The sequence below is a fragment of the Arthrobacter sp. NtRootA1 genome, assembly GCF_019976975.1.
In the GTDB taxonomy this organism is placed as follows: domain Bacteria; phylum Actinomycetota; class Actinomycetes; order Actinomycetales; family Micrococcaceae; genus Arthrobacter; species Arthrobacter aromaticivorans.
The window spans coordinates 1,749,213-1,774,437 of record NZ_AP024630.1 but is presented as its reverse complement, the minus strand read 5'-3'; the positions used below and the strand labels follow the sequence as shown (position 1 = coordinate 1,774,437).

Here is a 25,225-nt window from a genome sequence, read left to right as displayed (position 1 = left end):
CCATCCGCATCGGGGAACTCCTCTGATTCCTCCACGGCCGCGCCCTCTCCCCCAGCCTCTGCATCATCCTCGTCACAGGCTCCCGACACGTCCGCGTCAGCGGGACCCGTGCCTGGCGCAACGGCCACGGTGGGCGCCTTGGTCCCGGGCTTTCCGGAACAGCTCATCCCGGTGATGCCCAAGACGTCCGTGCGCTCCAGCAGCTTTGACAAAAACGTATCTCCTGCCACCGTTGCCCTCGTAGGAACGGTCAAAGCTCCGCCGGAAAGCGTGGTGGATTACTACAAGACCTCGCTTGAAGCACAAGGGTTCAAGGTTGTTCCGGGCCCCGAAGCCGTAGGCAACGTCACGTCGATCGACTTCATCCGCGGTGACGGTGAAACGGTCAACGTCTCGGTGAGGCAAAAGGAAGGCGTTTCCACGTTCACCATCGGCGCCAACGTGGCGGCCGGGTCAGTCAAGTGACGCCGGTTTCCCAACTCCACACGGAGCAAGTCGAGTTTATTTCCGGCGTAGCCGGGAAACTGAATGAGTTCCTGGCGGTCCAACAGGACATGATGGCTACGATTTCCCCGGACGTCGCTCCCCTCATGGGGTCAATATCAAACCTCGTCACAGGCGGAAAACGGCTTCGTGCGCTGATGTGCTATTGGGGCTGGCGGGGTGCGGGCGGTCCCGCCGCTGACGCGGACATCCTGACGGCTGGCTGCGCTTTGGAACTTTTCCAAGCCGCGGCCCTCATCCATGACGACATCATTGACCGTTCCGATACCCGGCGCGGGGGTCCCAGTGTGCACCGTCGCTTCAGCCAACTCCACGAGGCGAATGGATGGGCCCTGGACAACGAACGCTTCGGCCATGCCGCGGCGATCCTGACCGGGGATTTGTGCCTTTCCTTCAGCGAGGAATCCTTCACGGAAATCGGCCCCAGGGCAGCCGCAGGAAGCGAAGCACGCCGTATTTTCAACCTCATGCGGGCCGAGGTAATGGCCGGGCAGTACCTGGACATTCTCGAGGAAGTAGCCGGTCCTGTACGTGATCGCGCGGGTTCCGTGGAGCGCGCCACCTCGATTATTCGCTATAAATCCGCAAAATATTCCACCGAGCACCCTCTGGCACTGGGTGGAGCGTTGGCAGGCGCATCCGAGGATCTGTTGAAGGCATACTCGGCATTTTCACTGCCCTTGGGCGAGGCGTTCCAATTGCGCGATGATGTCCTGGGAGTTTTCGGGGACCCGGAGACAACGGGAAAACCTGCGGGCGATGACCTTCGCGAGGGCAAACGGACAGTGCTCGTTGGATTTGCCATTAACCTGGCTCCCACGGATCAAGCCACGTATTTGGACGAAATGCTGGGGAAACCGAATCTGGGTGAGGACGAAGTTTCCACAATCCGCAACATCATGGTCGACTGCGGAGCGCTTGATGCCACAGAAGCCCTTATTGACGATCTGAGTGACAAAGCCTTCGCCGCCTTGGAACAGCTGCCGCTGGAAGAATTACCGCTCACAGCATTGCGCCAACTGGCTGAGGCAGCTGTGAGCCGGGCTGCTTGACGGGGCTTTTTCAGGCGTGGGACGACGACGGCGGTCAAGGACCGCCGTCGTCCGCTGTTTAACTGCTTATGACGGAATCCAAGCTGCCGGCTAACCGGCTACCAGGCGAGGGACTGAGTTACCAGGCGAGAGACTGGGCGCGACGCCGAATCTCCGTCTTGCGTCCTTCGCGCAACGCATCCACAGGCCGTCCCCGCAATGAATCGTCAGGCGTAAACAACCACACGATGAGTTCTTCGTCGTTATAACCAGCATCGCTAAGAACCGCAATGGTTCCCTTCAAGCTGTCTACGACGTGTCCATCCTGAATAAACAGCGCCGGAATCGAGCGGATATTCCGCTCTCCCCGCCTGATAGCCACCAGCGCACGCTCATCCAACAGTCCATGGACTTTGGTGATGGAAACTCCCAACAGCTCGGCGACATCCGGCAGCGGCAACCAGTCGGAAACAAGGCTTTCTACATTACTCACGGAACAAGGTTGCCACGCCGGGCTGCCAGTCGCCTAGCCGGAGTACGACGGCGGTCCCGCGGTGTGGGAGAAAGTCGCCTTTTCAGAGGGATGAATTCGGCGAAGAGATTTCCAAAGTGCAGGAATTGTTGTGCCGAATGAATAAGTGTGAGAGATTCACACTGATCACACTTGCAACATTGATAACATCAGTCACATTGGCAACACTGGTAACAGCGGCAACACAAACTATTCCCGCTGCTGAGATGAGGACACACTCCATGACGACGCCCCGCTCGCCGAAACGAACCATGAGCATGCCGGTAATTGCGGCAACCACGGCTGCGCTTCCCGCCGTGGTTTTGTCCTCGCTTGCCTTGGCCCAGCCAGCCACGGCCGCACCGGCACCCCAGCCCCGCAAGATTCCCGCTACGCTCGCTGCAGCCATGAAGGCCCAGGCCACCAAAGTGGGCACTGTGATTCCCGCCCAAGCGGTTCCGGCAACGCTTCCTGCCGCGCTGCGGCCCATGGCTCCGTCCGTACCGGACACATACAAGATCGTCCGCGGAGACACCATCAGTGCCATTGCACGCCGCTTCAACCTGGACACATCCGCTGTCCTGCAGTTGAACAAGCTCACTGCAACAACGCTGATTTACCCTGGCCAGACCATCAAACTCATTGGCACTGCCCCGGCCGCCCCTGACCAGGCGCCCGCACCCGCGCCGAGCGCACCTTCAAATGCCACCACCTACACAGTGGTTCCGGGCGATACGCTGGGCGCGATCGCGGCCCGGCACGGTGTCCCCCTGTCCAGCATCTTCAGCTGGAACAATCTCAGTGGAAGCTCCATCATCTATCCCGGCCAGAAGATCAAGGTCAGTGGCGGCTCTGCACCTTCGGCTCCCCCTGCTCCTGCCCCCGCTCCGGCACCCGTGGCCGCTCCCGTAGCCAGTACGGGCTCTTACACCATCAAAGCGGGCGATACACTGAGCTCCATTGCATCGCGTCACAACGTTTCGTTGTCAGCGCTGATGAGCGTCAATACAGTTTCGGCAACGACGGTCATTTACCCCGGACAGAAGCTCACCATCCCCGGCAGTACGTCACTGCAGCCTGCCGGGGACATTAAGCCCCTGGTGCCGAGCTCCTTCCTCGGCTTTACGTACCCGCCCGCTGTTGTCAGCTCCGCCAACGAGAACAAGGCGCTGCTGAACGCTTCGCCTGTCCCAAGCCGGGATGAAATGAAGACAATCGTCGCTGATACCGCCCGCCGCATGGGAGTCAGCCCCTCATTGGCACTTGCCTTCGCCGAGCAGGAATCCGGCTTCGACCAGCGCGCGGTCTCACCCGCCAACGCCATTGGAACCATGCAGGTCATTCCGTCCTCGGGCCAATGGGCATCCGATTTGGTGGGCCGCAAGCTCAACCTCCTGGATCCATATGACAATGCCACGGCCGGCGTCGCCATCATCAGGGCACTCATCGCCACAAGCAAAGACCTCGACAACGCCATCGCCGGTTACTACCAGGGCCAGTACTCGGTCAGCAAGTACGGCATGTACGACGACACCAAGCGCTACGTCGAATCGATCAAGGCCCGGCAACGTACTTTCGGCTAGGCCGTACCCAAGCACCTTCGGACGAGGCCCGGATCCTTCGCGGATTCGGGCCTCTTCCCTGCCTCGTTTAGGATCATATGGTGCAGGAACCAACGCAGGACCACCTCATCGGGACCACGGTGGACGGGCGCTACCACGTCCGCTCACGCCTTGCGAGGGGTGGCATGTCCACCGTTTACCTGGCCACGGACCAGCGCTTGGAGCGCGACGTGGCCCTCAAAGTCCTGCACCCGCACCTGGCCAATGACGAGACGTTCCTGGAACGGCTTAGCCGCGAGGCCAAGGCCGCCGCGAGCCTGTCCCATCCCCACGTTGTCAGCGTGCTGGACCAGGGCGAAGACGGGCATATCGCGTATCTGGTGATGGAGTATGTCAAAGGCCATACGCTCCGCGACGTCATCAACCAGCAGGGTGCACTTCCACCGCGTCTGGCCCTCGCTCTGATCGATCCCGTCATCGAAGGTTTAGCGGCAGCCCACGGATCAGGACTCATCCATCGGGACATCAAGCCCGAGAACGTGCTCATAGCCGACGACGGCCGGATCAAGGTGGGTGACTTCGGCTTAGCCAGGGCTGTCACGGCCACCACAAGTACTGGCGCCTTGATCGGCACGGTGGCGTACCTCGCTCCCGAGTTGGTGCTTGGCAAGCCCGCTGATGCCCGCAGCGACGTCTACTCAGCTGGCATCATGCTGTACGAAATGCTCACAGGCAAGCAGCCATATGCTGGTGAATCCCCGATTCAGGTTGCTTACCAGCACGTCAATGCCGCAGTTGGCCGCCCCTCCGAGGCTGCTCCAGGTCTTGCCGAGGACCTGGACGAACTTGTGCAGTGGTGCACTGCTGTGGACGCCGAAAACCGGCCCGTGGACGGCTCCGCCCTGTTGTCGGAACTGCGCCACATCCGGACCACGCTAAGCGACGAGCAACTGGACCACAGGCAGCCGTCCTCCCGGCCTCTCTCCACTGCCGCTTCCGTTGAGGCAGCCGCCCCGCGGGAGAATCCCACCGAGGCCCTTGCCACGACAGCATCGCCCACCGAGTTCATCCCACACCAGAGCAACCCGACAACCGTGATGGCAGCGTCTGCGCGGCAACCACGCAACGCCGGCCTGGCCCTTCCCGGTGTAGACGATGACCTGCGCCAGCCTGGCAAACGGGAGCAGAAAAAACTGGAGCGGCAACAGGCTAAAGACCAAACCAGGGCTGCTGCCACCCCGGTGCGGCCCTTGCGTGAAGGCAATCCCAGGCGACGCGCCGTTATCTGGACAGTCGTGATCGTGATCCTGGCGCTGCTCGCAGGATCTGCCGGCTGGTTCTTCGGCATGGGGCCTGGATCTCCAGGCACCGTTCCCGATGTCAAGAACAAGACGGTAGCCGAAGCCCAACAACTCCTGCGCACAGCGGGATTCCAGTCCGAGCCCAAGGACGTATTCGACGACGACGTCCAAGCCGGACTCGCCGTCGGAACTGAACCCAAATCCGGGGAAGTGGTACGTAAATTTCAACCCATTGCCCTTTTCGTTTCGAAAGGCGCACAACTCTTTGCACTGCCCGGGCTGACAGGCGGGACCCTGGATCAAGCAAAGACCGCCCTGAACGCCGCCCAAATGACCCTCGGCAATGTCACCGAGGCTTTCGACGAAAAGATCCCCGCGGGCAGTGTCATCTCCCAGGACCCTGCCCCGGGGAAAGAAATCCGCCACGGTACGCCGGTATCCTTGGTTGTTTCCAAGGGACCCCAGCCCATCCCCGTTCCCGATGTTCGGGGTTTGCCGCAGGATGCTGCCGTGAAAGCAATACAGGATGCCGGGTTGAAGGCCGTTGTCGCTCCGGAGACAGTCAACGACAAATCAGTTCCCAAGGGTGCTGTTGTGGCGCAGTCCCCTGGCAACGGCACGCTCGTCCGCGGCGAAACGGTGACCCTGACGGTCTCCAAGGGACCCAAGCTGGTGAGGGTTCCCAGCTTTATCGGCAAGCAGGCCAAAGATGCTCAGAAGGATCTGGAAAAACTGGGTTTCGACGTGAAAATCAATGCAATTCTGGGCGGCTTCTTCGGAACTGTGCGAGACCAGAATCCAGTAGACACCGAGATCCCGGAAGGCTCAGTCGTCACCCTGACCGTGGTCTGATCCAGGACAAAAACAGAAGAGGGGCGGTCCGGATCGATCCGGACCGCCCCTCTTCTGTAGAGTTCACCATTCCTACCGCTTGGACAGGGCTCCTGCGACCAGGAAGGCCATCTCAAGTGACTGCATGTGGTTCAGGCGCGGATCGCAGACAGACTCGTAACGGTCCAGGAAAGCGTCCTGGTCGATGGGGTCTGCACCGCCGAGGCACTCAGCGACGTCGTCGCCGGTCATTTCGACATGCAGGCCGCCAGGAACCGTGCCCAGGGAGTGGTGTACCTCGAAGAAGCCACGTACTTCATCGATGACGTCGTCGAAGTTACGCGTCTTGTACCCGTTTGGCGAGGTGACCGTGTTGCCGTGCATCGGGTCCGTCACCCACAGGACCTTGGCGCCGGAAGCGGTAACGCGCTCGACGACGGCTGGCAGCTTTTCGCGGATGTTGGTGGCCCCCATACGGGTAATGAATGTCAGGCGCCCCGGTTCGCGGTTCGGGTCCAGCTTGTCGATAAGGCGGAGGGCATCGTCGCCGCTGGTAGTGGGGCCGAGCTTGACTCCAATGGGGTTCCGCACACGGGAAAGGAAGTCCACGTGGGCATGATCGAGTTCGCGGGTCCGCTCGCCGATCCAGAGGAAGTGGGCGGAAGTGTCGTACGGCAGGCCCGTGCGCGAGTCAATGCGGGTCAGCGCGCGTTCGTAGTCGAGCAGCAGTGCCTCGTGGCTGGCGAAGAACTCAACCCGCTTGAGGGCCTCGAAGTCAGCGCCACAAGAGTCCATGAACATGATGGCACGGTCAATGTCACGGGCAAGGGACTCGTACCGGGCATGTGCCGGGTTCTCAGTAAAGCCCTTGTTCCACTGGTGGACCAGCCGAAGGTCCGCGAAGCCACCCTGGGTGAATGCCCGGATCAGGTTCAGTGTGGATGCCGACGTATGGTAAGCCTGCAGCATCCTGCCGGCGTCGTGCGCGCGGGACTCGGGCGTGAAGTCGTAGCCGTTGACGATATCTCCGCGGTACGCGGGAAGCGTCACGCCGTCGCGGGTTTCATCGTTGGACGAGCGTGGCTTGGCGAATTGGCCGGCCATGCGGCCCATCTTGATAACCGGCATCGCCGCACCGTACGTGAGTACGACGGCCATCTGGAGGATCGTCTTGACGCGTGCGCTGATCTTGTCCGCCGTAGCGGCCTCAAAGGTTTCTGCGCAGTCTCCCCCCTGCAGGAGGAAAGCCTTGCCCTGGGCGGCCGCAGCCAAGCGCTCCCGAAGAACGTCAACTTCGCCGGCAAATACCAAAGGCGGAACGACGGAAAGTTCCTTAACGGAGGCCTTGAAGACTTCAGAGTCAGACCACGTGGGCTGCTGGGAAATCGGCAGGTCCCGCCAGGCGTCGAGACCGGGGTAATTTGCAGCCCCACTCTGGGCGGTGCTGGCGAGTGGGTCTACTACGGGGGGTGCGGTGTTCGCGGTTAGCTCAGTCACCCTTAAAGAGTAGTAGCCTCCGCCAAAGTTGGGGCACTGCAGGCGTAACTGTCCCTGCCGGATGCGTCACAGTCCCCCGCTGGCTGCTCCCCCGTCTTCCTTGGGTCCGTCCTTGTCATCAGCGATGTCCGAGGGAGCCTCCTCGGCTGCTTTTACTTTCCCAACAGTCCCGGGTCCTTTGCCATCCATCCGGGCCTTGACCACAGCTGCATACTCGTCCACATACTCCTGGCCGGAAAGCCGCATCAACTCGTACATGATTTCGTCGGTTACGGCCCTTTGAATGAGCCGGTCATCTTCCATGCCGTAATAGCGGCTAAAGTCCATGGGCTGCCCAAAGATCACACCGATACGCCTGATGCTGGGCAGCCTCTTGCCAATGGGCTGGACCTTTTCCGTGCCAATCATGGCCACCGGCACTACAGGGACACGGGTCTGGAGAGCGAGCCGGGCAACACCCACCTTGCCGCGGTAGAGCTTGGCGTCCGGACTCCGGGTGCCTTCGGGATAGATTCCCAAGAGCCCGCCGGAATTCAGGACGTCCTTCCCGGCCTGCAGCGATAGCTCGGATGCGGCTCCGCCGGAACGGTCCATCGGCAGTTGGTTCGTCAACCTGAAGAACAACGCAGTCAAGCGGCCCTTAATGCCCTTGCCCGTGAAGTATTCGGACTTGGCAAGGAAGATCACGGGCCGATCCACCATCAGGGGAAGGAAGATGGAGTCCGAAAAGGACAAATGGTTGGACGCCAGGATCGCCGGGCCGTTTTCGGGGACGTTGTCCAGCCCTTTGACCCATGGCCTGAACAGGAGTTTGAGAACAGGACCAAGAAAGATCCTCTTCATGACCCAATAGAACACGTTTGTCCTCTCACGGCCGGTTTACGGGCGTCCTTCCGGCCAAGCCGGCGGCACTCAACAGCAACCCTACTCCAGTGAGAAATGTCGGGAAGAGTGACACGATGGAGCCATGACGGAACGCAACCAACCAGCCGCGCCGCTCGCCTTCCACCATCCCGGCCATGGAGCCAACGCGTCCACCGGAGTGGCCATCTGCCACGGGTTCACGGGTAGCCCGTTGAGTGTACTGCCTTGGGCCGAGTATCTGGCCGGGCAGGGCTTTTCCGTCTCAGTGCCGTTGCTTCCCGGCCACGGAACCAGCTGGCACGATCTGGCCACCACACGCTGGCAGGATTGGTACAGGACCTTTGAGCGAAGCTATCTGGACCTTGCCGCCCGGACTGAAACGTGTTTTGTGGCAGGCCTGTCAATGGGCGGTGCCGTTGCCCTCCGCGTCGCTTCCCTGCACGATGTTCCGGGTCTGGTCCTGGTGAACCCGGGGTTGAGTTTCTACGACCGCCGGGTCAGGTACGTCGGAGCACTCAAGTACGTCATGCGGACCACCTCACCCATTGAGGAAGAAAAGCCGACGGCGGCCCCCACCGAGGACGGTGACTACTCAAAGACGCCTTTGAGGTCCGTGCACGAACTGAAGAAGCTCTTCCGCCAGGCAACCCGCGCCCTCCCACAAATTCAAGCACCGGCGCTTGTCTTCAAATCTTCAGTGGACGGTGTCATCCCGCCCAGTTCCGTAGCTATGATCAGCAGGCATATGGACCCATCACGGCTCAAAGTGGTGACCCTCCCGGCGAGCGGGCATGTGGCCACGTTGGATGTGGATGCACCCACCATCTTTGAAGAATCGGCGGAGTTTTTCCGTCAGCATGCCGCGGACAGAGTAGCCTCAGAGTCATCATGAAAATGCTTCCCGATTTCTCCCCGTTCCTCAGCAACTGGACTGGCTCAGGCCCCCGGGTTGGCGTCGTCATGTCACACGGGTTTACGGGAAGCCCGCACAGCGTCCGGCCTTGGGCCGAGCACCTGGCCGCGGCAGGATATGCCGTCAGGGTTCCATTGCTCCCCGGGCACGGAACTACCTGGCAGGATATGGCGACGCGTTCATGGCGTGAATGGCACCGGGCCGTTGACGATGCCTACAGGGAACTGGCAGGCGAATGCGATTTCGTCTTCGCGGCCGGACTATCCATGGGCGGAACACTGGCCCTGCGCATTGCGGCGACACGGCCCGTGGCTGGCACCGTTGTGGTCAACCCGGGCCTGGTACTCGATGACCCGCGGGCTGTCATCGTTGCGGCCCTCAAGTACGTCATGAAGAGCACTCCGGCGATCGCCAATGACATCTTGAAGCCGGACCAGGACGAAGGGGCATATTCCCGCACTCCGGTTGCAGCGGCCCACGAGTTGAAGAAGATGTACAAGGATACTGCCGCGCTGCTGCCCCGCATTACTTCGCCTGTGCGGGTCTTTCGCTCCACGGTGGACAACGTCATCTCCAACGCCAGCCTCGAGTTCCTCCGTGCACGGGTCCAGGAGCCCGTTGACGTCACCTACCTCAGCAACAGCCATCATGTTGCGACCCTGGACAACGACGCCCCTGAAATCTTCACGGGAACTGTCGACTTCATCCAAAAGACCATGGCGGCGCTGGCCGGCAACGGGTCTTCCCTTGAAAAGGACAAAGCCGATGAACAGGCCTGATCCCAACTCTGCCGATCAGAGCGCCAACAAAGATGACGACGCCGTCTGGTTGGATTTAGTGTCCCGGCTGGAAGCGACGGAATCCTTACCGCTCGGAGAGGCCTCCGAACCGGGTCGGCCGGAAATGGGCCAGACAGGAGCCGGGCCAGCCAGGGAAGACGCCCCAAAGGTCTTTAGGGACTTTGATCCGCTGGGACTGTCCTCTCCCGCCACGGCTCCAGCGTCCGATGCCCGGACGCCACAAGGGGAAAAGGAACAATCAGACGGCAGGCCCCTGGGTCCCCGCGATTTCGAGGCGGACGACGACGACGGCGCCTTCGTGCCCGAGGAGCCTCCCAGCCTGGTGGGAACCGATCCGCTGACCATGCTGGCATGGATCGGCGCTGTGGGCGGCCCCCTCGCCCTGCTTTTTACGGCGATGTTTTGGCGTTCGGCACCGTTGCTGGCCATCCTTGGCATAGTGGTGGCCTTTGCAGCTTCCGTGGTCTACCTGATCATGCGGCTACCGCATGAGAAAAACGAGGACGACGACGGCGCCCGCATCTAGCTGCGCACCCGCTTGATTGTGGTCTTTCCTAGCTGTAGGCACGGCCGCTGACCCTGGAAAGGTCAGCAGCGCCGATCATGCCTGCACGGGGCCCAAGAGCGGCGAGCTCAATCCTTGCCATCGGACGGAATCCACGCCCCGTCAGGTTTCGGGCGAACGCCTCGCGGGCCGGTCCGGCAAGCAGGTCCCCTGCGTCGCACAGTCCGCCGCCGATCACGAACATGCCGGGATCCAGTGCCGCCGCCAGGTTGGCCAGCCCCAAGCCCAACCATTCACCTTGGTCCGCCAACAGTTCCCTTGACGTAGAGTCCCCGGCAAGCGCCAACGCGGTAACTGCAGCACCGGTAATGCTCTCTGCCACACCGCCTGCCCGCTCAAGGAGTGCGCGGCCTTCGGGCGAGTTGGTTCGCACCAATTGGCGGGCCTCACGGCCAAGGGCGTTGCCTGACGCGTATTGCTCCCAGCAGCCACGGTTGCCGCATTCGCAACGGTGCCCGCCGGGGAAAATGATCTGGTGGCCAAATTCGCCAGCCACGCCGTAACGACCGCGTTCAACCCGCCCGTCCATCACCATTGCACCGCCGATGCCCGTGCCCAACGTGATGCACACCAGGCGGCTCTCACCCTGCCCGGCGCCAAAGCGCCACTCCGCCCAGGCGGCCGCATCGGCGTCGTTCGTTAGCAAAACCGGCCGCCTCAACAGCTTCTGCAGGCTTTCCCTCAGGGGCTCGTTGCGCCAGGCAAGATGCGGACTGAACAGGACGGTACCGCCGTCGAGGTCCATCCAACCTGCCGCGCCAATACCCACCGAGGCAATCCGGTGGTCCGCGCTGAGTTCGTCAACCAGTTCCACGATGGTCTGCTCCACGGCCCGGGGATCGGCGCCGGGCGTGGACCTGCGTGCCTCGGCAAGGATCCGGCCCTCGGCGTCAACTACGCCGGCAGCTACCTTGGTGCCACCGATATCGATGCCGATGGCCAGCCCACGCCTGCCCAAATGGCTCCTGCGTCCAGCCCAGGGAACGTCCTTCAAGGCAGCGACGGGTGGCCGGGGCCGGGCACGGGAACTGGACCGTAATGAAGGCATCCCAACATCCTATTCTGCCGGGCCCAGGCAGAATGCCGTCGGAAGCGCTGGACGGCGCCAAGTTGCTCGAAACGGACGGTCATCCGTAAAGTTACTCGCCAGTAGGTGAAATAGGACACACCTCCGCGAGTGGGCATACTAGAGTGAAAGCAGCCCCTCGCGGCCCGTGCATATCAAAGGAGCTACCGTGCGTGAATTCAGTGTTCCGCCTCTTGTCAATGTTGCCCCTGAAACCAACATCACGGACCTCGTCGTCCGCGAAGCCGCCAAGGCTTCCAACCCTGCACTCTTCGCCAAGCTGGACAGCAATGCCCAATGGCAAGACATCCGTGCCACGGATTTCCTTGCCGACGTAAAGGCCTTGGCAAAGGGCCTTATCGCCAGTGGTGTGGGCGCCGGCGACCGCGTCGGCATTATGTCCCGGACCCGTTATGAGTGGTCGCTGGTGGACTTTGCCATCTGGTTCGCAGGAGCTGTTTCCGTCCCGATTTATGAGACCTCTTCCCCATCGCAGGTGGCCTGGAACCTGGGCGATTCCGGTGCTGTGGCCGCTTTTGGTGAGGCCGCCCACCACGAGGACATCATCCGTCAGGCCGTCGCAGCTGAAGACATACAGTCAGTGGCCAACGTCTGGCAGCTTGAGGGTGCCGGCCTTGATGCCCTTCGCACCGCTGGCACCAGTGTCACCGATGAGGAACTGGAGACGCGCAGGTCCGCCGCAGGCCTGACAGACCTGGCCACCATCATCTACACCTCCGGAACCACAGGCAGGCCCAAGGGCTGCGAACTGACCCACGGGAACTTCGTGGAGCTCTCGGAGAATGCCCGTGCGGCACTGGGCGAGATCATCAACGAGTCGGCGAAGACCATCATGTTCCTCCCGCTGGCCCACGTCTTTGCGCGCTTCATCTCCGTCCTGGCCGTTGCAGGGGGCGTCAAAGTTGCCCACACTCCGGATATCAAGCATCTGCTGGCCGATCTGCAGAGCTTCCAGCCAACGTTCATCCTTGCTGTGCCGCGTGTCTTCGAGAAGGTCTACAACTCGGCGCTGACCAAAGCCGAGGACAGCGGCAAGGGCGCCATCTTCCACCGTGCAGTGGACACGGCGATCGAGTACTCCAAGGCGCGCCAGGCCGGTTCCCTGGGCCTGGGGTTGAAGCTGAAGCATGCGGTGTTCGACAAGCTCGTCTACGGAAAGCTCCGCGACGCCATGGGCGGACATGTGGCGCACGCTGTCTCCGGTGGCGGCCCCTTGGGCGAACGCCTGGGCCACTTCTTCCAAGGCATCGGCCTGCAGATCCTGGAGGGATACGGCCTGACGGAAACCACGGCACCCATCTCGGTCAACACACCCTCGATGATCAGGATCGGCACCGTGGGCGCCCCACTTCCTGGCAATGCAGTCAAGATCGCGGACGACGGCGAAATTCTCGCCAAGGGTGTCTGCGTCATGCGTGGCTACTACCAGCGCGAGGATCTTACCCAGGAAACTTTTGCCGACGGGTGGTTCCGCACCGGGGATATCGGCGAGCTCGACAGCAATGGCTTCCTCAAGATCACCGGCCGCAAGAAGGAAATCATCGTCACGGCAGGTGGAAAGAACGTGGTTCCAGCGCTGCTGGAAGACCAGATCCGTGCAGACGCCCTCGTTTCCCAGGTCCTGGTAGTGGGCGACAACCGTCCGTTCATCGGTGCTTTGGTGACCCTGGATGAGGAGGCGTTGCCGGGATGGCTGGAACGCCATGGCCTCCCAGCAGGTACCACCTTGGAGGAAGCTGCCGGGAACCCGGTAGTACGGGCTGCCATCCAGGACCTCATCAGCAAAGCCAACCAGTCTGTCTCCCAAGCCGAGGCGATCAAGTCGTTCCGGATAGTCCCTGCGGACTTCACGGAGGCCTCGGGCCACCTCACTCCGTCGCTGAAGGTCAAGCGCGCGCAGGTCATGAAGGACTTTGACGCCGTGATCGAAGAGATGTACTCGGCGCCCCGGCCGCAGTAGTCACGACGCACCGCAAACGAAAAACCCCTTCCGGAATTCCTCCGGAAGGGGTTTTTCATTGGTGGATCGTTAGCCGATCACCAGCAGCAAATCGCCGCCCTGAACCTGCTCCACCGAGGAGATGGCCAGGCGGGAGACCGTGCCGGCCACCGGCGTCGTGATGGATGCTTCCATCTTCATTGCCTCGATCGTGGCAACGGTATCGCCGGCGTTGACCACGTCGCCTGCCTTGACGGTAACCGTGACCGCCCCCGCGAACGGGGCTGCAACCTGCCCGGGCTGCGCTGGGTCGGCCTTCTCTGCGGCCTTGACGTTGCTCACCACGGAACGGTCGCGGACAACCACCGGACGCGACTGGCCGTTGAGCGTACACATCACTGTACGCATGCCCTTCTCGTCGGCTTCGGACACGGCCTCAAGCTGGGCGATCAGCCGCACACCCTTCTCCAGCTCGATGACGTGCTCAGCGCCGCGCTGCAGGCCGTAGAGGTAATCGCGGGTGTCCAGCACGGAGATGTTGCCGTAGGTCTCCACGCTCTTGAGGTAGTCCTTGGTGGGACCTGCGAAGAGCAACCGGTTCAGGGTGTGCTGGCGGGTCTTCGAATCACCCTTCAGCGCAGCGCTGTCCTCTGAACTGATCTCCACGTCCCGGACCTTGACGCTGCGACCTTGGAGGGCCTTGGTACGGAACGGCTCGGGCCAGCCTCCCGGGGGGTCGCCGAGCTCGCCGGAGAGGAAGCCGATGACAGAATCCGGGATGTCGTAGTTCTGCGGATTCTCGTTGAAGTCTGCGGGATCCGCGTTAAGCCCAACGAGGTGCAGGGCAAGGTCACCCACCACCTTGGAGGACGGAGTCACCTTGACCAGGCGGCCCAGGATGCGGTCTGCCGCCGTGTACATGTCCTCGATGGCTTCGAACTGCTCCCCCAGCCCCAAGGCGATGGCCTGCTGGCGAAGGTTGGACAGCTGGCCCCCAGGGATTTCGTGCTGGTAGACACGGCCTGTGGGACCCGGCAGCCCGGACTCGAACGGCGCGTAAACGCGTCGGACCGCTTCCCAGTAGGGCTCCAGTGCACCGACGTTGGCAAGGCTCAGCCCGGTGTCGCGCGGTGTATTGGCCAAGGCCGCAACGAGAGCGGATGCCGCAGGCTGGCTGGTAGTGCCTGCCAGGGAAGCAGAAGCGACGTCGACGGCGTCGACTCCAGCTTCCACGGCTGCCAGGAGTGTTGCGAGCTGGCCACCGGCGGTGTCGTGCGTGTGCAGGTGCACCGGGAGATCGAAGCGCTCACGCAAAGCCGAGACGAGCTTGGCAGCCGCAGCGGGACGCAGGAGGCCTGCCATGTCCTTGATGGCAAGGATGTGGGCACCGGCGTCGACGATCTTCTGGGCAAGGTCCAGGTAGTAGTCGAGGGTGTACAGGTCCTCGTTTGGGTCAAGGAGGTTGCCCGTGTAGCAGAGTGCGACCTCTGCGACGGCGGTTCCGGTGGCACGCACGGCCCGTATTGCCGGGGCCATCTGGTTGACGTCATTGAGGGCGTCAAAGATGCGGAAGATGTCAATGCCGGTAGCCGCGGCCTCGTTGACGAACGCCTCGGTCACCTCTTCCGGGTAAGGCGTGTAACCAACGGTGTTCCGTCCACGGAGCAGCATCTGGATACAAGTGTTGGGCAGCGCCTGGCGCAAAGCAGCCAAGCGGTCCCAGGGGTCCTCGCCAAGGAAGCGGAGCGCGACGTCGTACGTTGCACCACCCCAGGCCTCCACGGAAAGCAGCTCGGGCAGCAACGCAGTGACGGCCGGGCCGGCAGCCACGAGGTCGCGGGTACGGACACGGGTAGCGAGCAAGGACTGGTGGGCGTCACGGAACGTGGTGTCCGTAACGGCCACTGCCTGCTGCTCGCGCAGCGCTTTCGCAAAGCCCTCAGGACCGAGCTCCAGCAGCTTCTGGCGGGAGCCGGACGTGGGTACCGGGCCCTCGACGACGGGCAGCTTGTTGGCGGGATCGGAGTGGACCGTCAGCTCGCCGTTGGGCTTGTTCACCGTGACATCAGCCATCCAGGTCAGCAGCTTGGTGCCGCGGTCCGCGGAGATGTGCGACTTGAGCAGCTCAGGCCGCTTGTCGATGAAGTCCGTGGCTACATTGCCGGCGTTGAAGTCCGGATCGGCCAGCACGGCCTGCAGGAATGGAATGTTTGTTGACACGCCACGGATCCGGAATTCGGCCAGGCCGCGCCGCGCACGGGCAACTGCAGCCGGGTAATCGCGTCCACGGCAGGTCAGTTTAACGAGCATGGAGTCGAAGTGCGGGCTGATCTCGGCACCGGAGTAGACGGTGCCGCCGTCGAGACGCACGCCTGCGCCACCTGCAGAGCGGTAGCCGGTGATCTTTCCGACGTCCGGGCGGAAGCCGTTGGCCGGATCCTCCGTGGTGATGCGGCACTGCAGCGCGGCACCCTTGATGGATACCGTCTCCTGGCTAAGGCCAAGGTCAGCGAGGGTCTCCCCCGAGGCAATACGCATCTGCGCCTGCACGAGGTCCACATCCGTGATTTCTTCGGTCACAGTGTGCTCAACCTGGATGCGCGGGTTCATTTCGATGAAAACGTGCTGGCCGGCGCGCTCACCCTCGGTGTCCACCAGGAACTCGACCGTTCCCGCGTTGACATAGTTCAGGGCTTTGGCGAAGGCCACAGCATCACGGTAGAGCGCCTGGCGGATGTTTTCATCCAGGTTGGGCGCGGGCGCGATTTCCACTACCTTCTGGTGGCGGCGCTGCAAGGAACAGTCACGTTCGAACAGGTGCATGACATTGCCTTCGGCGTCCGCCAGGATCTGGACTTCGATGTGGCGCGGGCGCAGCACCGCCTGCTCGAGGAACATCGTGGGATCGCCAAACGCGGCATCGGCCTCGCGCATGGCGGACTGCAGGGCCTCAGGAAGAGCTTCGCGGGTCTCCACGCGACGCATTCCACGACCACCACCGCCGGCAACGGCCTTGGCGAAGATCGGGAAGCCGATTTCGTCGGCTGCCGCAATCAGCTCATCGAGGTCCTTTGAAGGCTTGCTCGACTTCAGCACCGGGACACCGGCCTGGCGGGCAGCTTCCAAGGCAGCGACCTTGTTGCCTGCGAGCTCCAGGACCTCCGCGGGCGGACCCACGAAGGTGATTCCCGCGGCCTTGGCTGCACGCGCCAGGTCCGGGTTTTCCGAGAGGAAACCATAGCCGGGGTAGATGGCGTCGGCGCCGGCTTCCTTGGCGACGCGGACAACCTCCTCGACGTCCAGGTAGGCGCGGACGGGGTGACCCACCTCGCCGATCAGGTAAGCTTCGTCGGCCTTCTGCCGGTGGATCGAGTTGCGATCCTCATGCGGAAAGACGGCTACGGTCTTGGCGCCCAGTTCATAACCAGCGCGAAACGCCCTGATCGCGATTTCGCCGCGATTGGCCACCAGAATTTTCGAAAACATACTTCTCCTGCATCATTGCGGGTGGATCGGTCGGTGGTCACAGTGTGTAGTGCCGCCAGCATCAAACACAAATCTTTGTGGCAACCATCACAATGGAATCGTCATCTGGGCTGTATATGCGTGCGCGCGACTCCCCCTCGTGCTAATGCCCGCAGCATCCTCCGGCGCCCGGGCGCGTAGAAAGCGGGATTCCACGGCCCCGCCCCATATGATGTTGGAGGGGCTTCGGCAAGCCCCGGCTCCGGCGGTCCCGGAGCGGAAAACAGCGCGATACGGCAACCGGCGTTAGGTTTTGGGTTTTCAAGTGCAAGTAGTCAGCATCAGCAGCCTCAAAGGCGGAGTGGGAAAGACGTCCGTGACCACCGGCCTGGCGTCCGCGGCCCTCGCGGCCGGCATTCCAACCCTCGTGGTGGACCTCGATCCCCATGCGGACGCGACCACGGCACTCGGCGTCCAGCGAGGCGAGCAGTTGGACATTGGCCGCATGCTCAAGAGTCCCCGGAAAGCCAAACTCCCCGAGAACGTCGCCAGCAGCAGCTGGGTCTCCAACGGTTCCAGTGGCGGCAAGCTTGACGTGGCTGTCGGTTCGGCTTTCACGGGCATCTATGATCGCCCGGACCTCGGCCGACGGGACCTTCGCAGGCTTTCGGCCGTTCTTGCAGGGACCACCAACTATGAACTGATTCTTGTGGACTGCCCTCCCTCGCTCAACGGGCTCACGCGCATGGCATGGAGCGCGAGCGACCGCGTAGTACTCGTGGCCGAGCCCGGTCTGTTCTCCGTGGCCGGCACGGAACGAACCATGCGCGCCATCCAGTTGTTCCGGCAGGAATTCGCTCCCCACCTGGCGCCAGCGGGAATCGTCGCCAACCGCGTTCGCACTGGGTCAGCCGAGCACACCTTCCGGCTGTCCGAGATGGAGTCCATGTTCGGCGAGCTGCTCCTGACCCCGCACATTCCGGAACAGGCAAATTGGCAGCAGATCCAAGGCGCAGCGCACTCCGTGCACCACTGGCCAGGCGATTCCGCCAAAAACTCCGCAAAACTTTTCGACGCCCTCTTGCAGAGCCTGCTTCAGGGCCAAACCAGCTCGCGGGCTCGGCAGCAGCGCTAACCCGGAACACACCAGCCATACAACGTGAAGAAGCCGCCCCCTGTATCCGGGGGCGGCTTCTTGCGTTACTAAGGCTTCTTGACGTTACTCAGAGATCCAGTCCGCCGTTTTTAGCCGATGCGGCGTGCAACGCGCCGCTTACTCAATTCGTCGTCCGGAAAGGACTGCTCTGCGGCGTGCTCGCTTGGAAGCGCGGCAAGGCTTCCCTCGACTTCCCGCCATACACGTCCCACCGCTATGCCAAAGACACCCTGTCCGCCTTGCACGAGGTCAATGACTTCGTCGGCAGAGGTACATTCGTAGACACTGGCGCCATCGCTCATCAGCGTAATCTGCGCAAGGTCTTCAACGCCACGCTCGCGAAGATGCTCAACGGCGGAGCGGATCTGCTGGAGGGAAACACCGGTATCAAGCAGACGCTTGACTACCTTGAGCACCAGAATGTCGCGGAATCCATAGAGACGTTGCGAGCCGGAGCCCGCAGCACCACGAACGGCCGGCTCCACCAAGCCCGTGCGTGCCCAATAGTCCAGCTGACGGTACGTGATACCTGCAGCCTTGCAGGCAGTCGGCCCGCGGTAGCCCGCGTCCTCGTCCAGCACTGGCAGGTCCTCTGTGAAGAGCAAACCTTGGGCGCCGGATGCGGGCGCAGCAATGCCGGTCGAGGCCTGCTTCAGCTCGCCTGCTTCGCCTTTCGGACTCACGTGACCTCCTTGTTCTCAGTTCCCTTGGGGACGGTGCGTACCACTGATCACAACGCCGAAATTCAGCCGTGTAATTCCCACAAGTCGGCACCTTCCAGTGTGACTTGCGCGGGCAGTGTATGCAACGGGAACTTGATACCTTCGACGTTAGGCCCGGGAGGGCCCTAGGTCAAAGACCCCGGGCCCAAAATCCGGTCGTGTCGAAAGTTTCACCCTCAACTTTAGGCTTAGGGTGATTCAGCCTTCGAAATCCTCAGGTTCCACGTCGTCCAGGAACTCCCGGAAGCGCCGCATTTCACGTTCCTCGTCCACACTGGGATCCGGCTCTGAATCTTCGCCTTCATCATGCTCAGTGATCCGGACGCCGGCTTCCTCCATCACTGCATCAGCGCACCAAATGCGGCATTTGGCCCGCAATGCAAGCGCCAACGCATCGGAAGCGCGCGAACTAACTACCGTGCCGTCGTCGAATTGCAGCTGCCCATAGAAGATGTTGTCTTCAACCGCCACGATGTTGACGCTGATGATTGAGTGCCCCAGGGACTCCACAACGTCAATCAGGAGATCGTGGGTCATGGGTCGCGGTGGAACAACACCCTGCTGGGCCAGGGCGATGGCACTTGCTTCCGGTGTTCCGATCCAGATGGGGACGTGCCGCTCCCCCTTGATTTCGCGAAGGAGGACCAAGGGCTGGTTGGACGGCAATTCGATCCGGACGCCGACAATTTCAACTTCGATCATCAGGAGTCCATCCGGGAGATACGGTCGTGGACGAGCGCCCTGTGCAGCGTCAGGCATAGTTCGCTGATTTCACGCGCTGCCTCGGCGGCCCGTGCTTGGGAGGCTGCGTCACGCCTGGACGTCAAGGGCGCAACCGCTCTTTCCACCAGGCCGAACTCACGCTCGGCCGCAGCCTGGAACGGCCGGAGGTGGCGAGGCTCCAAACCGTGACCCTCCAACTGGACGCAAGCACGTGCAACCTGGAGGGCGTGTTCGTCGAACTTGCCGCCAACGTGGCTGATCAGCCCGAAGCTCAGGAGCGACTCCAACAAGGGCACACTGGCACCCGATTCGGCCCGGAGTTGCTCCTCGGTCAGGGCGCGCGCACGGCCTTGGATTTCCGCAGCCATCTCCGACGAAACCACCCGGGGCGAAACCGTGACGCCCGGAGGCAGGTTCTCTGGCCGCTCCCCGCGATCAATCGCGTCCAGGTAATCCTTGATGACTTTCAGCGGCAAGTACTGGTCGCGCTGAAGTGCGAGGACAAAACGGAGCCGCTCAACATCACTGTCCGCGTACTGCCGGTATCCTGCGGGGGTCCGCTTTGGATTAATGAGGCCCTTTTCCTCAAGAAAGCGGATTTTGGACGCGGTCATCCCAGGGAAGTCATCGCTCAATTGAGCCAGGACTTCCCCGATGTTCAGGACCTGCGGTCCGCGACGTTCCGGCTGGGCCATTGCCACAGGCAAGTACCCCGGGGTCAGACTTGGCCCGCCGGGCGGCCAGGGCTCAAGTAGTAGGTCAGTCGGAACTTGCCGATCTGGACCTCATTGCCACTCTTCAACTGCACCCGATCCACGCGGTCGTGGTTCACGTAGGTTCCGTTGAGGCTGCCCATATCCACGAGTTCGAAGCCCGTGGGGGTTCGGTGGAATTCCACGTGCTTGCGGGACACCGTGACGTCATCCAGGAAGATGTCGGCGTCGGGGTGCCTGCCGGCCGTAGTGGTATCAGCATCCAGGAGGAACCGGGCTCCTGCGTTTGGTCCGCTGTGCGCGATGAGCAAGGCAGAGTCCGGCGGCAGGGCATCAACGGACGCACGCTCTTCGGGTGCAAGCCTGGGTGCAACGCTGGGCTCGTCCCACGTTGGCGTGATGCTGATCGAGGTGGTCTCCGACGTCGGTTGCTCTTCCGCGCCCTTCCCGACATTGGCTTGATTCTGTTCGCCGCCAACCATGGAATTTCCTCCTCATCCGCCAGCAGTTCCAAACCCTGCCAGCCACTTCCGCCTCCCGGTACCGCCGGGCAAATCGGTTGCTGGCCCGCCTTCCCGCGTCCTTGACTAAAAGAATGCAGCCGGGCGGGCCAGATAACTTTAGCCTACCTGTTGTTCGTACTCCGATGCACTGAGCAGGGAATCCACTGCATCGGCTTCTGCCAGCTTTACTTCAAAAAGCCAACCATCGCCGTAAGGATCGGAGTTGATCAGTGCCGGATCCTGGTCCAAAGAATCATTCCGGTTAATGACTTCTCCGCTAACCGGAGCATAGATATCGCTGACGCTCTTGGTGGATTCAACCTCGCCAACAACTTCATTCCCGGTGATCTTGGTCCCGGGTTCGGGCATCTGGGCGTAAACAACGTCACCCAGGGCGTCCTGCGCGAAGTCGGTGATACCAATCCGCACCACGCCATCGGCGTCAGGGGCAGAAACCCACTCATGCTCTGCGGTGTAGGAAAGATCGGCTGGAATATTGCTCATGGGTCGCCTTTCATCGGGACATTTACGGATCTCGACGGCGGCCCGGGCATCCGGCCACCGCTGAAAGTATAGGCACAATTCCCCTGTGCCTGATGAGGTCTCTGCCATGATTGACCCATGACTGAACAAGCACAAGTACCAGCTCGGAAAAAACGCAATTGGGGCGTAAAAATTATTCTGATCCTGGTGGCATTGCTTGTCGCTGTGGCTGCCTACTTCATCCTTGGCGCCATTCTGCCGCGTTGGTGGTCCGACGTCGTAGCGGGGCAGATCCGGCGGGACCTCGGCGCGAGTGTACTGGTGGGTATGTTTTACGGCTTCGTCTTTACCTTCATTCCCCTCGTGGTGGCGTGGCAGGCAACCCACAAGGCTGTCTCCTGGCCTTGGAAGATCGTCATCCTGTTGGCCGCCGTCGCCATCGCAACGCCGAACCTGCTTACGGCCGGCATTGTGTTCGGTTCCACCGAATCTGCGCACGCCGGCCAGCGAACCTTAAGTGTGGATGCCGGCTTCTTCACCACGTGGACCGCGATCTCGGCCGTGGCGGCTGCAGTGATTTTTGTGGTGGTGACTGTTCTTTGGGCCCTGTGGCGTCGGCGGGGTAAGCAGATGAGGACGCTGAAGCAGGCGGAGAACGAACGCACCCGCGCTGCCAAAAGAGCAGAGCAGGAAGCCCGGGACAGCACTCCTCAGGCATAAGCGGCCCTGAGACGCTGAAAAGCCCGCCGTGGAACGTTCAAACCGTTCCACGGCGGGCTTTCACTTTCCCGTGGACATCGTCAGGACACGGGCGCACCCTGGGGTTCGCGTTCGACGTCGGGCGTGGTCTTTGCTGTGGCAATTCCCTTGCGCTTGGCTGCTGCGGCGGCAGCAAGCATGACCAGCAACGCGGCCACAGTAATCGCGGCTCCTGCCCAGATGGGCGAGGTGTAGCCCAGACCAGCCGAAATGGTGACCCCTCCGAGCCAGGCGCCCAGCGCATTACCCAGATTGAACGCGCCAATGTTGGCACCGGATGCCAGCGTGGGAGCGGAGGAGGCAAAGTGCATCACGCGCATCTGCAGCCCGGGGACAGTAGCGAAACCGAAGCCGCCCATTAGGGTCAGCGAGACCAGGGTTGCGATGCTGCTGGACGCGGTGAGGGCAAAGAAGCCCAGGACCAGTACCAAGCCGGCAAGGATAATCACGAGTGATCCGTCCAGGTTTTTGTCGGCCGCCTTCCCACCAAGGAAGTTGCCGACGAACAGTCCGCCGCCGAAGAGCACCAGCAACCACGGGACGGCGCCCGGCTCAAACCCGGAAACTTCCGTAAGCGTGAAGGCTATGTACGTGAACGCGCCGAACATGCCGCCAAAGCCCAAAATCGTCACCAGGATGGAAAGCCAGACCTGGCCGGATTTGAAGGCACCCAGTTCGCTACGGAGGCCCTTGGTTTGCTCAGTACTCCCCCTGGGCACCATCAGCGCGATACCAAGCAGTGCAAGCACTCCTATTCCGGTGATGGCCCAGAACGTCGAACGCCAACCAAAGTTCTGGCCGAGGAGAGTACCGAAAGGAACGCCAAGGACGTTGGCAGCAGTAAGTCCAGTGAACATGATGGCAATGGCACCGGCCTTTTTGCGTGCGGGAACCAGGCTGGCTGCCACCACCGAGCCGATTCCGAAGAACGCACCGTGACACAACGCCGCAATGATGCGGCCCACAAGCATCGCCGTGTACGAGTCGGCGATGGCGGAGAGGAAGTTGCCGAGGATGAACAGAACAAGCAGTCCAACAAGGACGGGCTTGCGCGGAAGCCTGGTAACGGCGGCAGTCACCAGGAGGGCACCAACCGTAACGCTCAGCGCATAGCCGGAAATGAACCAGCCTGCCGAGGCCTCGCTCACCTGGAAATCTGCCGCTACTTCAGGCAGAAGGCCCATGATGACGAATTCGGTTAATCCGATGCCAAATCCGCCAAGGGCGAGGGCGATCAACCCTGCGGGCATATGGAACTCCTTAAATGGGTGGCTCCCAAAAGCAAAGTGGATGTGCGCCTCGGGGAACCCGTAGAATAATAGTTGCAGACGCTGTATATATAGTTGCACACGCTAGATAATTGCGCAAGCAACTACTTTCGGTCGCCTGCACTGACACGCAAACCAAGGCAGGAGCACAACAGGCATGGGCATCAAGGATGACGCCGTAGAAGTACGGGCACAGGGTTGGCGCACCCTCGCTGCCCTGCACGGAAGCATCGAAGCAGAACTCGAGAAAGCCCTCCAGGCTTCCACCGAGCTCTCGGTGGTGGAATACACGGTTCTTGACGCCCTGAGCCGCCAGGACGGGTGGCACATGCGCATGCAGCAGCTTGCCCGCGCCACGGCTCTTTCCAGCAGCGCAACCACCCGCCTGGTCAACCGCCTGGAGGACCGGGGGCTACTGACGCGGATCCTCTGCGCGGATGATCGTCGCGGGATCTACACCGAACTAACGGTCGCCGGCCAAAAGCTGCTTGAGGCGGCAAAGCCTGTGCACGATGAGACCCTGGCGTCGGCCCTGGAAGCCGCCGAGCAGGTTCCGGAACTCGAACCCCTGGTGCGCGCACTGGGAGCGCTGCAGAAGGCCTAGGCAGGCGCAAAACCCGGTCTTGTTCGCTGAACTCGCCGTACAACGTCGAGTTCAGCGAACAAGAGCACACTTTGTTGGGGTTATAGGACAAAACGTGTGTATTGGTTGGGCCTGCTTTCCAGCGCTGGCGGGCGAATTCCGGGATAGCTAAGCTTTTGGAGCTTAGGGTGGCTGGGGTGCTTGCATATCTGGGGAATGTTTGGTCTGCGGCCAGACGCTGGTACGGAACGGGAAAACGGCAGCGGGCAAACAGCGCTACCGGTGCCTGAACTGCGGGGCGAGCCGTTCCGGTCAACGTCCGGATGTCAGCCGTCGCGCTGAGCTGGAGGCGTTTCTTGGTTGGTTGTTAGGCACTTCAGGCCAGTCGTCGCTGACCATGTTCGGCACGGCCCGGTCCTTCCGACGGCGCACGGCCTGGTGCTGGAACATCGCCCCGCGCATTCCCGTGACCGGGGAGGTCCATGACCAGATCCAGGTCGATGGGATCTTTGTCGGGTCGTGGTGCTGCCTGATCGCTGTTGCCGGTGATTACGTGCTTGGCTGGCAGTGGTGCGACACCGAGAAAAAGGCCGCGTGGGCGGCGCTGCTGCAACGGTTCCCTGCCCCTCGCGTGGTGATCACTGACGGCGGTTCGGGGATCGCCGCAGCCCTGTCGGAGTGCTGGTCAGAAACCGCGGTCCAACGGTGTCTGGTCCATGTCCAACGCAATGTCCGGACCTACCTGACCAGCCGGCCCCGAACGGATGCGGGCAAAGCATTGCTGCGGCTGGGACGGGCGTTGACCAGGATCAAAGCCCCCGCCGAAGCAGCCGCCTGGCTCGCGGGTCTCAATGACTGGCATCAGGAACACGGGCATCTGGTCAAGGCCCGCACCTACCGCACCGCTACGGCCATGGCTCCGGGATGGGTCCGGGCCAACCAAACCTGGTGGTACACCCACGACAGACTCCGCAAGGCCTACCGGCTGCTGGAACGACTCGGCCAAGCCGGGACCCTCTTTACCTATCTGCAGGCTGAATACACCGGACTGGATATCGCCTCGACGACCAACCGGATCGAAGGAGGCACCAACGCGCAACTCCGATTGATCCTGCGGGCCCACCGGGGCATGAGCGAGGACCACCAAAAACGCGCCATCGAGTGGTACCTCTACCTCCACAGCGACCAACCCCGGCCCCCGGCGAAGCTCATCGAAAACCGGCACTACAAACCCGGCAGGACCAACGCCAGCACAACCACAGAACCGGAGCCCGGCCCCGAGATCTACAGCACCGGCCTCAGCCCCGATGAAGGCCTCTGGCACCGCGCAGGCTGGGCCGGACGATCATGACACACCCGGGATTTACACACGTTTTGTCCTATAACCCCTTTGTTGCCGATAGCCCTGAGCCGGGGCCACTCGCTCGTTAACGACCAAAGGCCGG

General features: G+C 62.0%; 23 protein-coding genes. 12 read left to right on the top strand and 11 right to left on the bottom strand.

What is annotated here, in order from left to right:
• Nucleotides 1-108: 108 nt before the first annotated feature.
• Both LDN90_RS24290 and LDN90_RS08145 read left to right on the top strand, forming a co-directional pair.
• Nucleotides 109-465, top strand: coding sequence for a hypothetical protein (locus LDN90_RS24290; protein WP_308169281.1), 357 nt, complete (start codon nt 109-111; stop codon nt 463-465).
• Nucleotides 462-1,556: a polyprenyl synthetase family protein gene (locus tag LDN90_RS08145; protein ID WP_216922938.1), complete on the top strand. Its 1,095-nt coding sequence runs from the start codon at nt 462-464 to the stop codon at nt 1,554-1,556. Before LDN90_RS24290 ends, LDN90_RS08145 begins: the two co-directional genes overlap by 4 nt.
• Nucleotides 1,557-1,674: 118 nt before the next feature.
• Here LDN90_RS08145 and LDN90_RS08140 read toward each other — a convergent pair whose 3' ends face one another.
• Nucleotides 1,675-2,028, bottom strand: coding sequence for an Rv2175c family DNA-binding protein (locus tag LDN90_RS08140; protein WP_216922937.1), 354 nt, complete (start codon nt 2,026-2,028; stop codon nt 1,675-1,677).
• Between the two features lie 260 nt (nt 2,029-2,288).
• Here LDN90_RS08140 and LDN90_RS08135 point away from each other — a divergent pair, with 260 nt between their 5' ends.
• Nucleotides 2,289-3,629, top strand: coding sequence for a lytic transglycosylase domain-containing protein (locus LDN90_RS08135; RefSeq protein ID WP_223948619.1), 1,341 nt, complete (start codon nt 2,289-2,291; stop codon nt 3,627-3,629).
• Nucleotides 3,630-3,706: 77 nt separating this feature from the next.
• Nucleotides 3,707-5,761 (top strand): Stk1 family PASTA domain-containing Ser/Thr kinase, encoded by a 2,055-nt coding sequence (gene pknB, locus LDN90_RS08130; protein WP_223948618.1) that lies wholly within the window; start codon nt 3,707-3,709, stop codon nt 5,759-5,761.
• Between the two features lie 72 nt (nt 5,762-5,833).
• On the opposite strand, the gene LDN90_RS08125 is transcribed toward pknB, so the two are convergent.
• A complete protein-coding gene (locus LDN90_RS08125) occupies nt 5,834-7,237 on the bottom strand; it encodes a 3-deoxy-7-phosphoheptulonate synthase class II (RefSeq protein ID WP_216922934.1) in 1,404 nt (467 codons plus the stop codon).
• Between the two features lie 66 nt (nt 7,238-7,303).
• Entirely contained in the window at nt 7,304-8,095 is a 792-nt protein-coding gene (locus LDN90_RS08120) for a lysophospholipid acyltransferase family protein (protein ID WP_223948617.1), read from the bottom strand.
• Nucleotides 8,096-8,204: 109 nt separating this feature from the next.
• Here LDN90_RS08120 and LDN90_RS08115 point away from each other — a divergent pair, with 109 nt between their 5' ends.
• From LDN90_RS08115 to LDN90_RS08105, 3 genes are read left to right on the top strand one after another with little or no spacing between them, the layout of a single operon-like run.
• Nucleotides 8,205-8,993 carry an alpha/beta fold hydrolase gene (locus LDN90_RS08115; protein WP_223948616.1) on the top strand — a complete coding sequence of 263 codons (789 nt, stop codon included), beginning with the start codon at nt 8,205-8,207 and terminating at the stop codon, nt 8,991-8,993.
• On the top strand, nt 8,990-9,793 hold the full coding sequence (locus tag LDN90_RS08110) for an alpha/beta fold hydrolase (RefSeq protein ID WP_223948615.1): 804 nt from the start codon (nt 8,990-8,992) through the stop codon (nt 9,791-9,793). The genes LDN90_RS08115 and LDN90_RS08110 overlap by 4 nt, the downstream gene beginning before the upstream one ends.
• Nucleotides 9,780-10,340, top strand: coding sequence for a hypothetical protein (locus LDN90_RS08105; protein ID WP_223948614.1), 561 nt, complete (start codon nt 9,780-9,782; stop codon nt 10,338-10,340). Before LDN90_RS08110 ends, LDN90_RS08105 begins: the two co-directional genes overlap by 14 nt.
• Before the next feature lie 28 nt (nt 10,341-10,368).
• Here the strand turns inward: LDN90_RS08105 and LDN90_RS08100 are convergent, their stop codons facing one another.
• Nucleotides 10,369-11,427 (bottom strand): ROK family protein, encoded by a 1,059-nt coding sequence (locus LDN90_RS08100; protein ID WP_216922929.1) that lies wholly within the window; start codon nt 11,425-11,427, stop codon nt 10,369-10,371.
• Between the two features lie 187 nt (nt 11,428-11,614).
• Here LDN90_RS08100 and LDN90_RS08095 point away from each other — a divergent pair, with 187 nt between their 5' ends.
• On the top strand, nt 11,615-13,426 hold the full coding sequence (locus tag LDN90_RS08095; protein WP_223948613.1) for a long-chain fatty acid--CoA ligase: 1,812 nt from the start codon (nt 11,615-11,617) through the stop codon (nt 13,424-13,426).
• A gap of 69 nt (nt 13,427-13,495) precedes the next feature.
• Here LDN90_RS08095 and LDN90_RS08090 read toward each other — a convergent pair whose 3' ends face one another.
• Complete coding sequence (locus tag LDN90_RS08090; RefSeq protein ID WP_223948612.1) at nt 13,496-16,891, bottom strand: pyruvate carboxylase; 3,396 nt, start codon at nt 16,889-16,891, stop codon at nt 13,496-13,498.
• 304 nt (nt 16,892-17,195) lie between these two features.
• Here LDN90_RS08090 and LDN90_RS08085 point away from each other — a divergent pair, with 304 nt between their 5' ends.
• Entirely contained in the window at nt 17,196-18,005 is an 810-nt protein-coding gene (locus tag LDN90_RS08085) for a ParA family protein (protein ID WP_216922924.1), read from the top strand.
• Nucleotides 18,006-18,115: 110 nt separating this feature from the next.
• Here the strand turns inward: LDN90_RS08085 and LDN90_RS08080 are convergent, their stop codons facing one another.
• The 5 genes from LDN90_RS08080 to gcvH form a co-directional block, all read right to left on the bottom strand.
• Nucleotides 18,116-18,709, bottom strand: coding sequence for a MerR family transcriptional regulator (locus LDN90_RS08080; RefSeq protein ID WP_216922922.1), 594 nt, complete (start codon nt 18,707-18,709; stop codon nt 18,116-18,118).
• 237 nt (nt 18,710-18,946) lie between these two features.
• The gene (locus LDN90_RS08075) at nt 18,947-19,450 is read right to left on the bottom strand and encodes a bifunctional nuclease family protein (RefSeq protein WP_216922920.1); all 504 of its coding nucleotides are present in this window, start codon (nt 19,448-19,450) and stop codon (nt 18,947-18,949) included.
• Nucleotides 19,450-20,166 (bottom strand): MerR family transcriptional regulator, encoded by a 717-nt coding sequence (locus LDN90_RS08070; RefSeq protein WP_216922918.1) that lies wholly within the window; start codon nt 20,164-20,166, stop codon nt 19,450-19,452. The genes LDN90_RS08075 and LDN90_RS08070 overlap by 1 nt, the downstream gene beginning before the upstream one ends.
• Before the next feature lie 23 nt (nt 20,167-20,189).
• Entirely contained in the window at nt 20,190-20,666 is a 477-nt protein-coding gene (locus LDN90_RS08065) for an FHA domain-containing protein (RefSeq protein ID WP_216922916.1), read from the bottom strand.
• Between the two features lie 138 nt (nt 20,667-20,804).
• A complete protein-coding gene (gcvH, locus tag LDN90_RS08060) occupies nt 20,805-21,191 on the bottom strand; it encodes a glycine cleavage system protein GcvH (RefSeq protein WP_216922914.1) in 387 nt (128 codons plus the stop codon).
• Between the two features lie 117 nt (nt 21,192-21,308).
• Here gcvH and LDN90_RS08055 point away from each other — a divergent pair, with 117 nt between their 5' ends.
• Nucleotides 21,309-21,890, top strand: coding sequence for a hypothetical protein (locus tag LDN90_RS08055; protein ID WP_223948611.1), 582 nt, complete (start codon nt 21,309-21,311; stop codon nt 21,888-21,890).
• A gap of 80 nt (nt 21,891-21,970) precedes the next feature.
• Here LDN90_RS08055 and LDN90_RS08050 read toward each other — a convergent pair whose 3' ends face one another.
• Nucleotides 21,971-23,179 carry an MFS transporter gene (locus tag LDN90_RS08050; protein ID WP_223948610.1) on the bottom strand — a complete coding sequence of 403 codons (1,209 nt, stop codon included), beginning with the start codon at nt 23,177-23,179 and terminating at the stop codon, nt 21,971-21,973.
• Between the two features lie 175 nt (nt 23,180-23,354).
• Between LDN90_RS08050 and LDN90_RS08045 the strand changes: the two genes are divergently transcribed.
• A complete protein-coding gene (locus tag LDN90_RS08045; RefSeq protein WP_216922909.1) occupies nt 23,355-23,801 on the top strand; it encodes a MarR family transcriptional regulator in 447 nt (148 codons plus the stop codon).
• 199 nt (nt 23,802-24,000) lie between these two features.
• Entirely contained in the window at nt 24,001-25,131 is a 1,131-nt protein-coding gene (locus LDN90_RS08040; RefSeq protein ID WP_223945982.1) for an IS1249 family transposase, read from the top strand.
• Nucleotides 25,132-25,225: the final 94 nt, after the last annotated feature.

Excerpts from the sequence above, each read along its gene's own strand:
- LDN90_RS08135 (WP_223948619.1), top strand. The coding sequence starts at position 2,289 with ATGACGACGCCCCGCTCGCCGAAACGAACCATGAGCATGCCGGTAATT.
- pknB (WP_223948618.1), top strand. The coding sequence starts at position 3,707 with ATGGTGCAGGAACCAACGCAGGACCACCTCATCGGGACCACGGTGGAC.
- LDN90_RS08115 (WP_223948616.1), top strand. The coding sequence starts at position 8,205 with ATGACGGAACGCAACCAACCAGCCGCGCCGCTCGCCTTCCACCATCCC.
- LDN90_RS08110 (WP_223948615.1), top strand. The coding sequence starts at position 8,990 with ATGAAAATGCTTCCCGATTTCTCCCCGTTCCTCAGCAACTGGACTGGC.
- LDN90_RS08105 (WP_223948614.1), top strand. The coding sequence starts at position 9,780 with ATGAACAGGCCTGATCCCAACTCTGCCGATCAGAGCGCCAACAAAGAT.
- LDN90_RS08100 (WP_216922929.1), bottom strand. The coding sequence starts at position 11,427 with ATGCCTTCATTACGGTCCAGTTCCCGTGCCCGGCCCCGGCCACCCGTC.
- LDN90_RS08090 (WP_223948612.1), bottom strand. The coding sequence starts at position 16,891 with ATGTTTTCGAAAATTCTGGTGGCCAATCGCGGCGAAATCGCGATCAGG.
- LDN90_RS08075 (WP_216922920.1), bottom strand. The coding sequence starts at position 19,450 with ATGATCGAAGTTGAAATTGTCGGCGTCCGGATCGAATTGCCGTCCAAC.
- LDN90_RS08070 (WP_216922918.1), bottom strand. The coding sequence starts at position 20,166 with ATGGCCCAGCCGGAACGTCGCGGACCGCAGGTCCTGAACATCGGGGAA.
- LDN90_RS08065 (WP_216922916.1), bottom strand. The coding sequence starts at position 20,666 with ATGGTTGGCGGCGAACAGAATCAAGCCAATGTCGGGAAGGGCGCGGAA.
- gcvH (WP_216922914.1), bottom strand. The coding sequence starts at position 21,191 with ATGAGCAATATTCCAGCCGATCTTTCCTACACCGCAGAGCATGAGTGG.
- LDN90_RS08055 (WP_223948611.1), top strand. The coding sequence starts at position 21,309 with ATGACTGAACAAGCACAAGTACCAGCTCGGAAAAAACGCAATTGGGGC.
- LDN90_RS08050 (WP_223948610.1), bottom strand. The coding sequence starts at position 23,179 with ATGCCCGCAGGGTTGATCGCCCTCGCCCTTGGCGGATTTGGCATCGGA.
- LDN90_RS08045 (WP_216922909.1), top strand. The coding sequence starts at position 23,355 with ATGGGCATCAAGGATGACGCCGTAGAAGTACGGGCACAGGGTTGGCGC.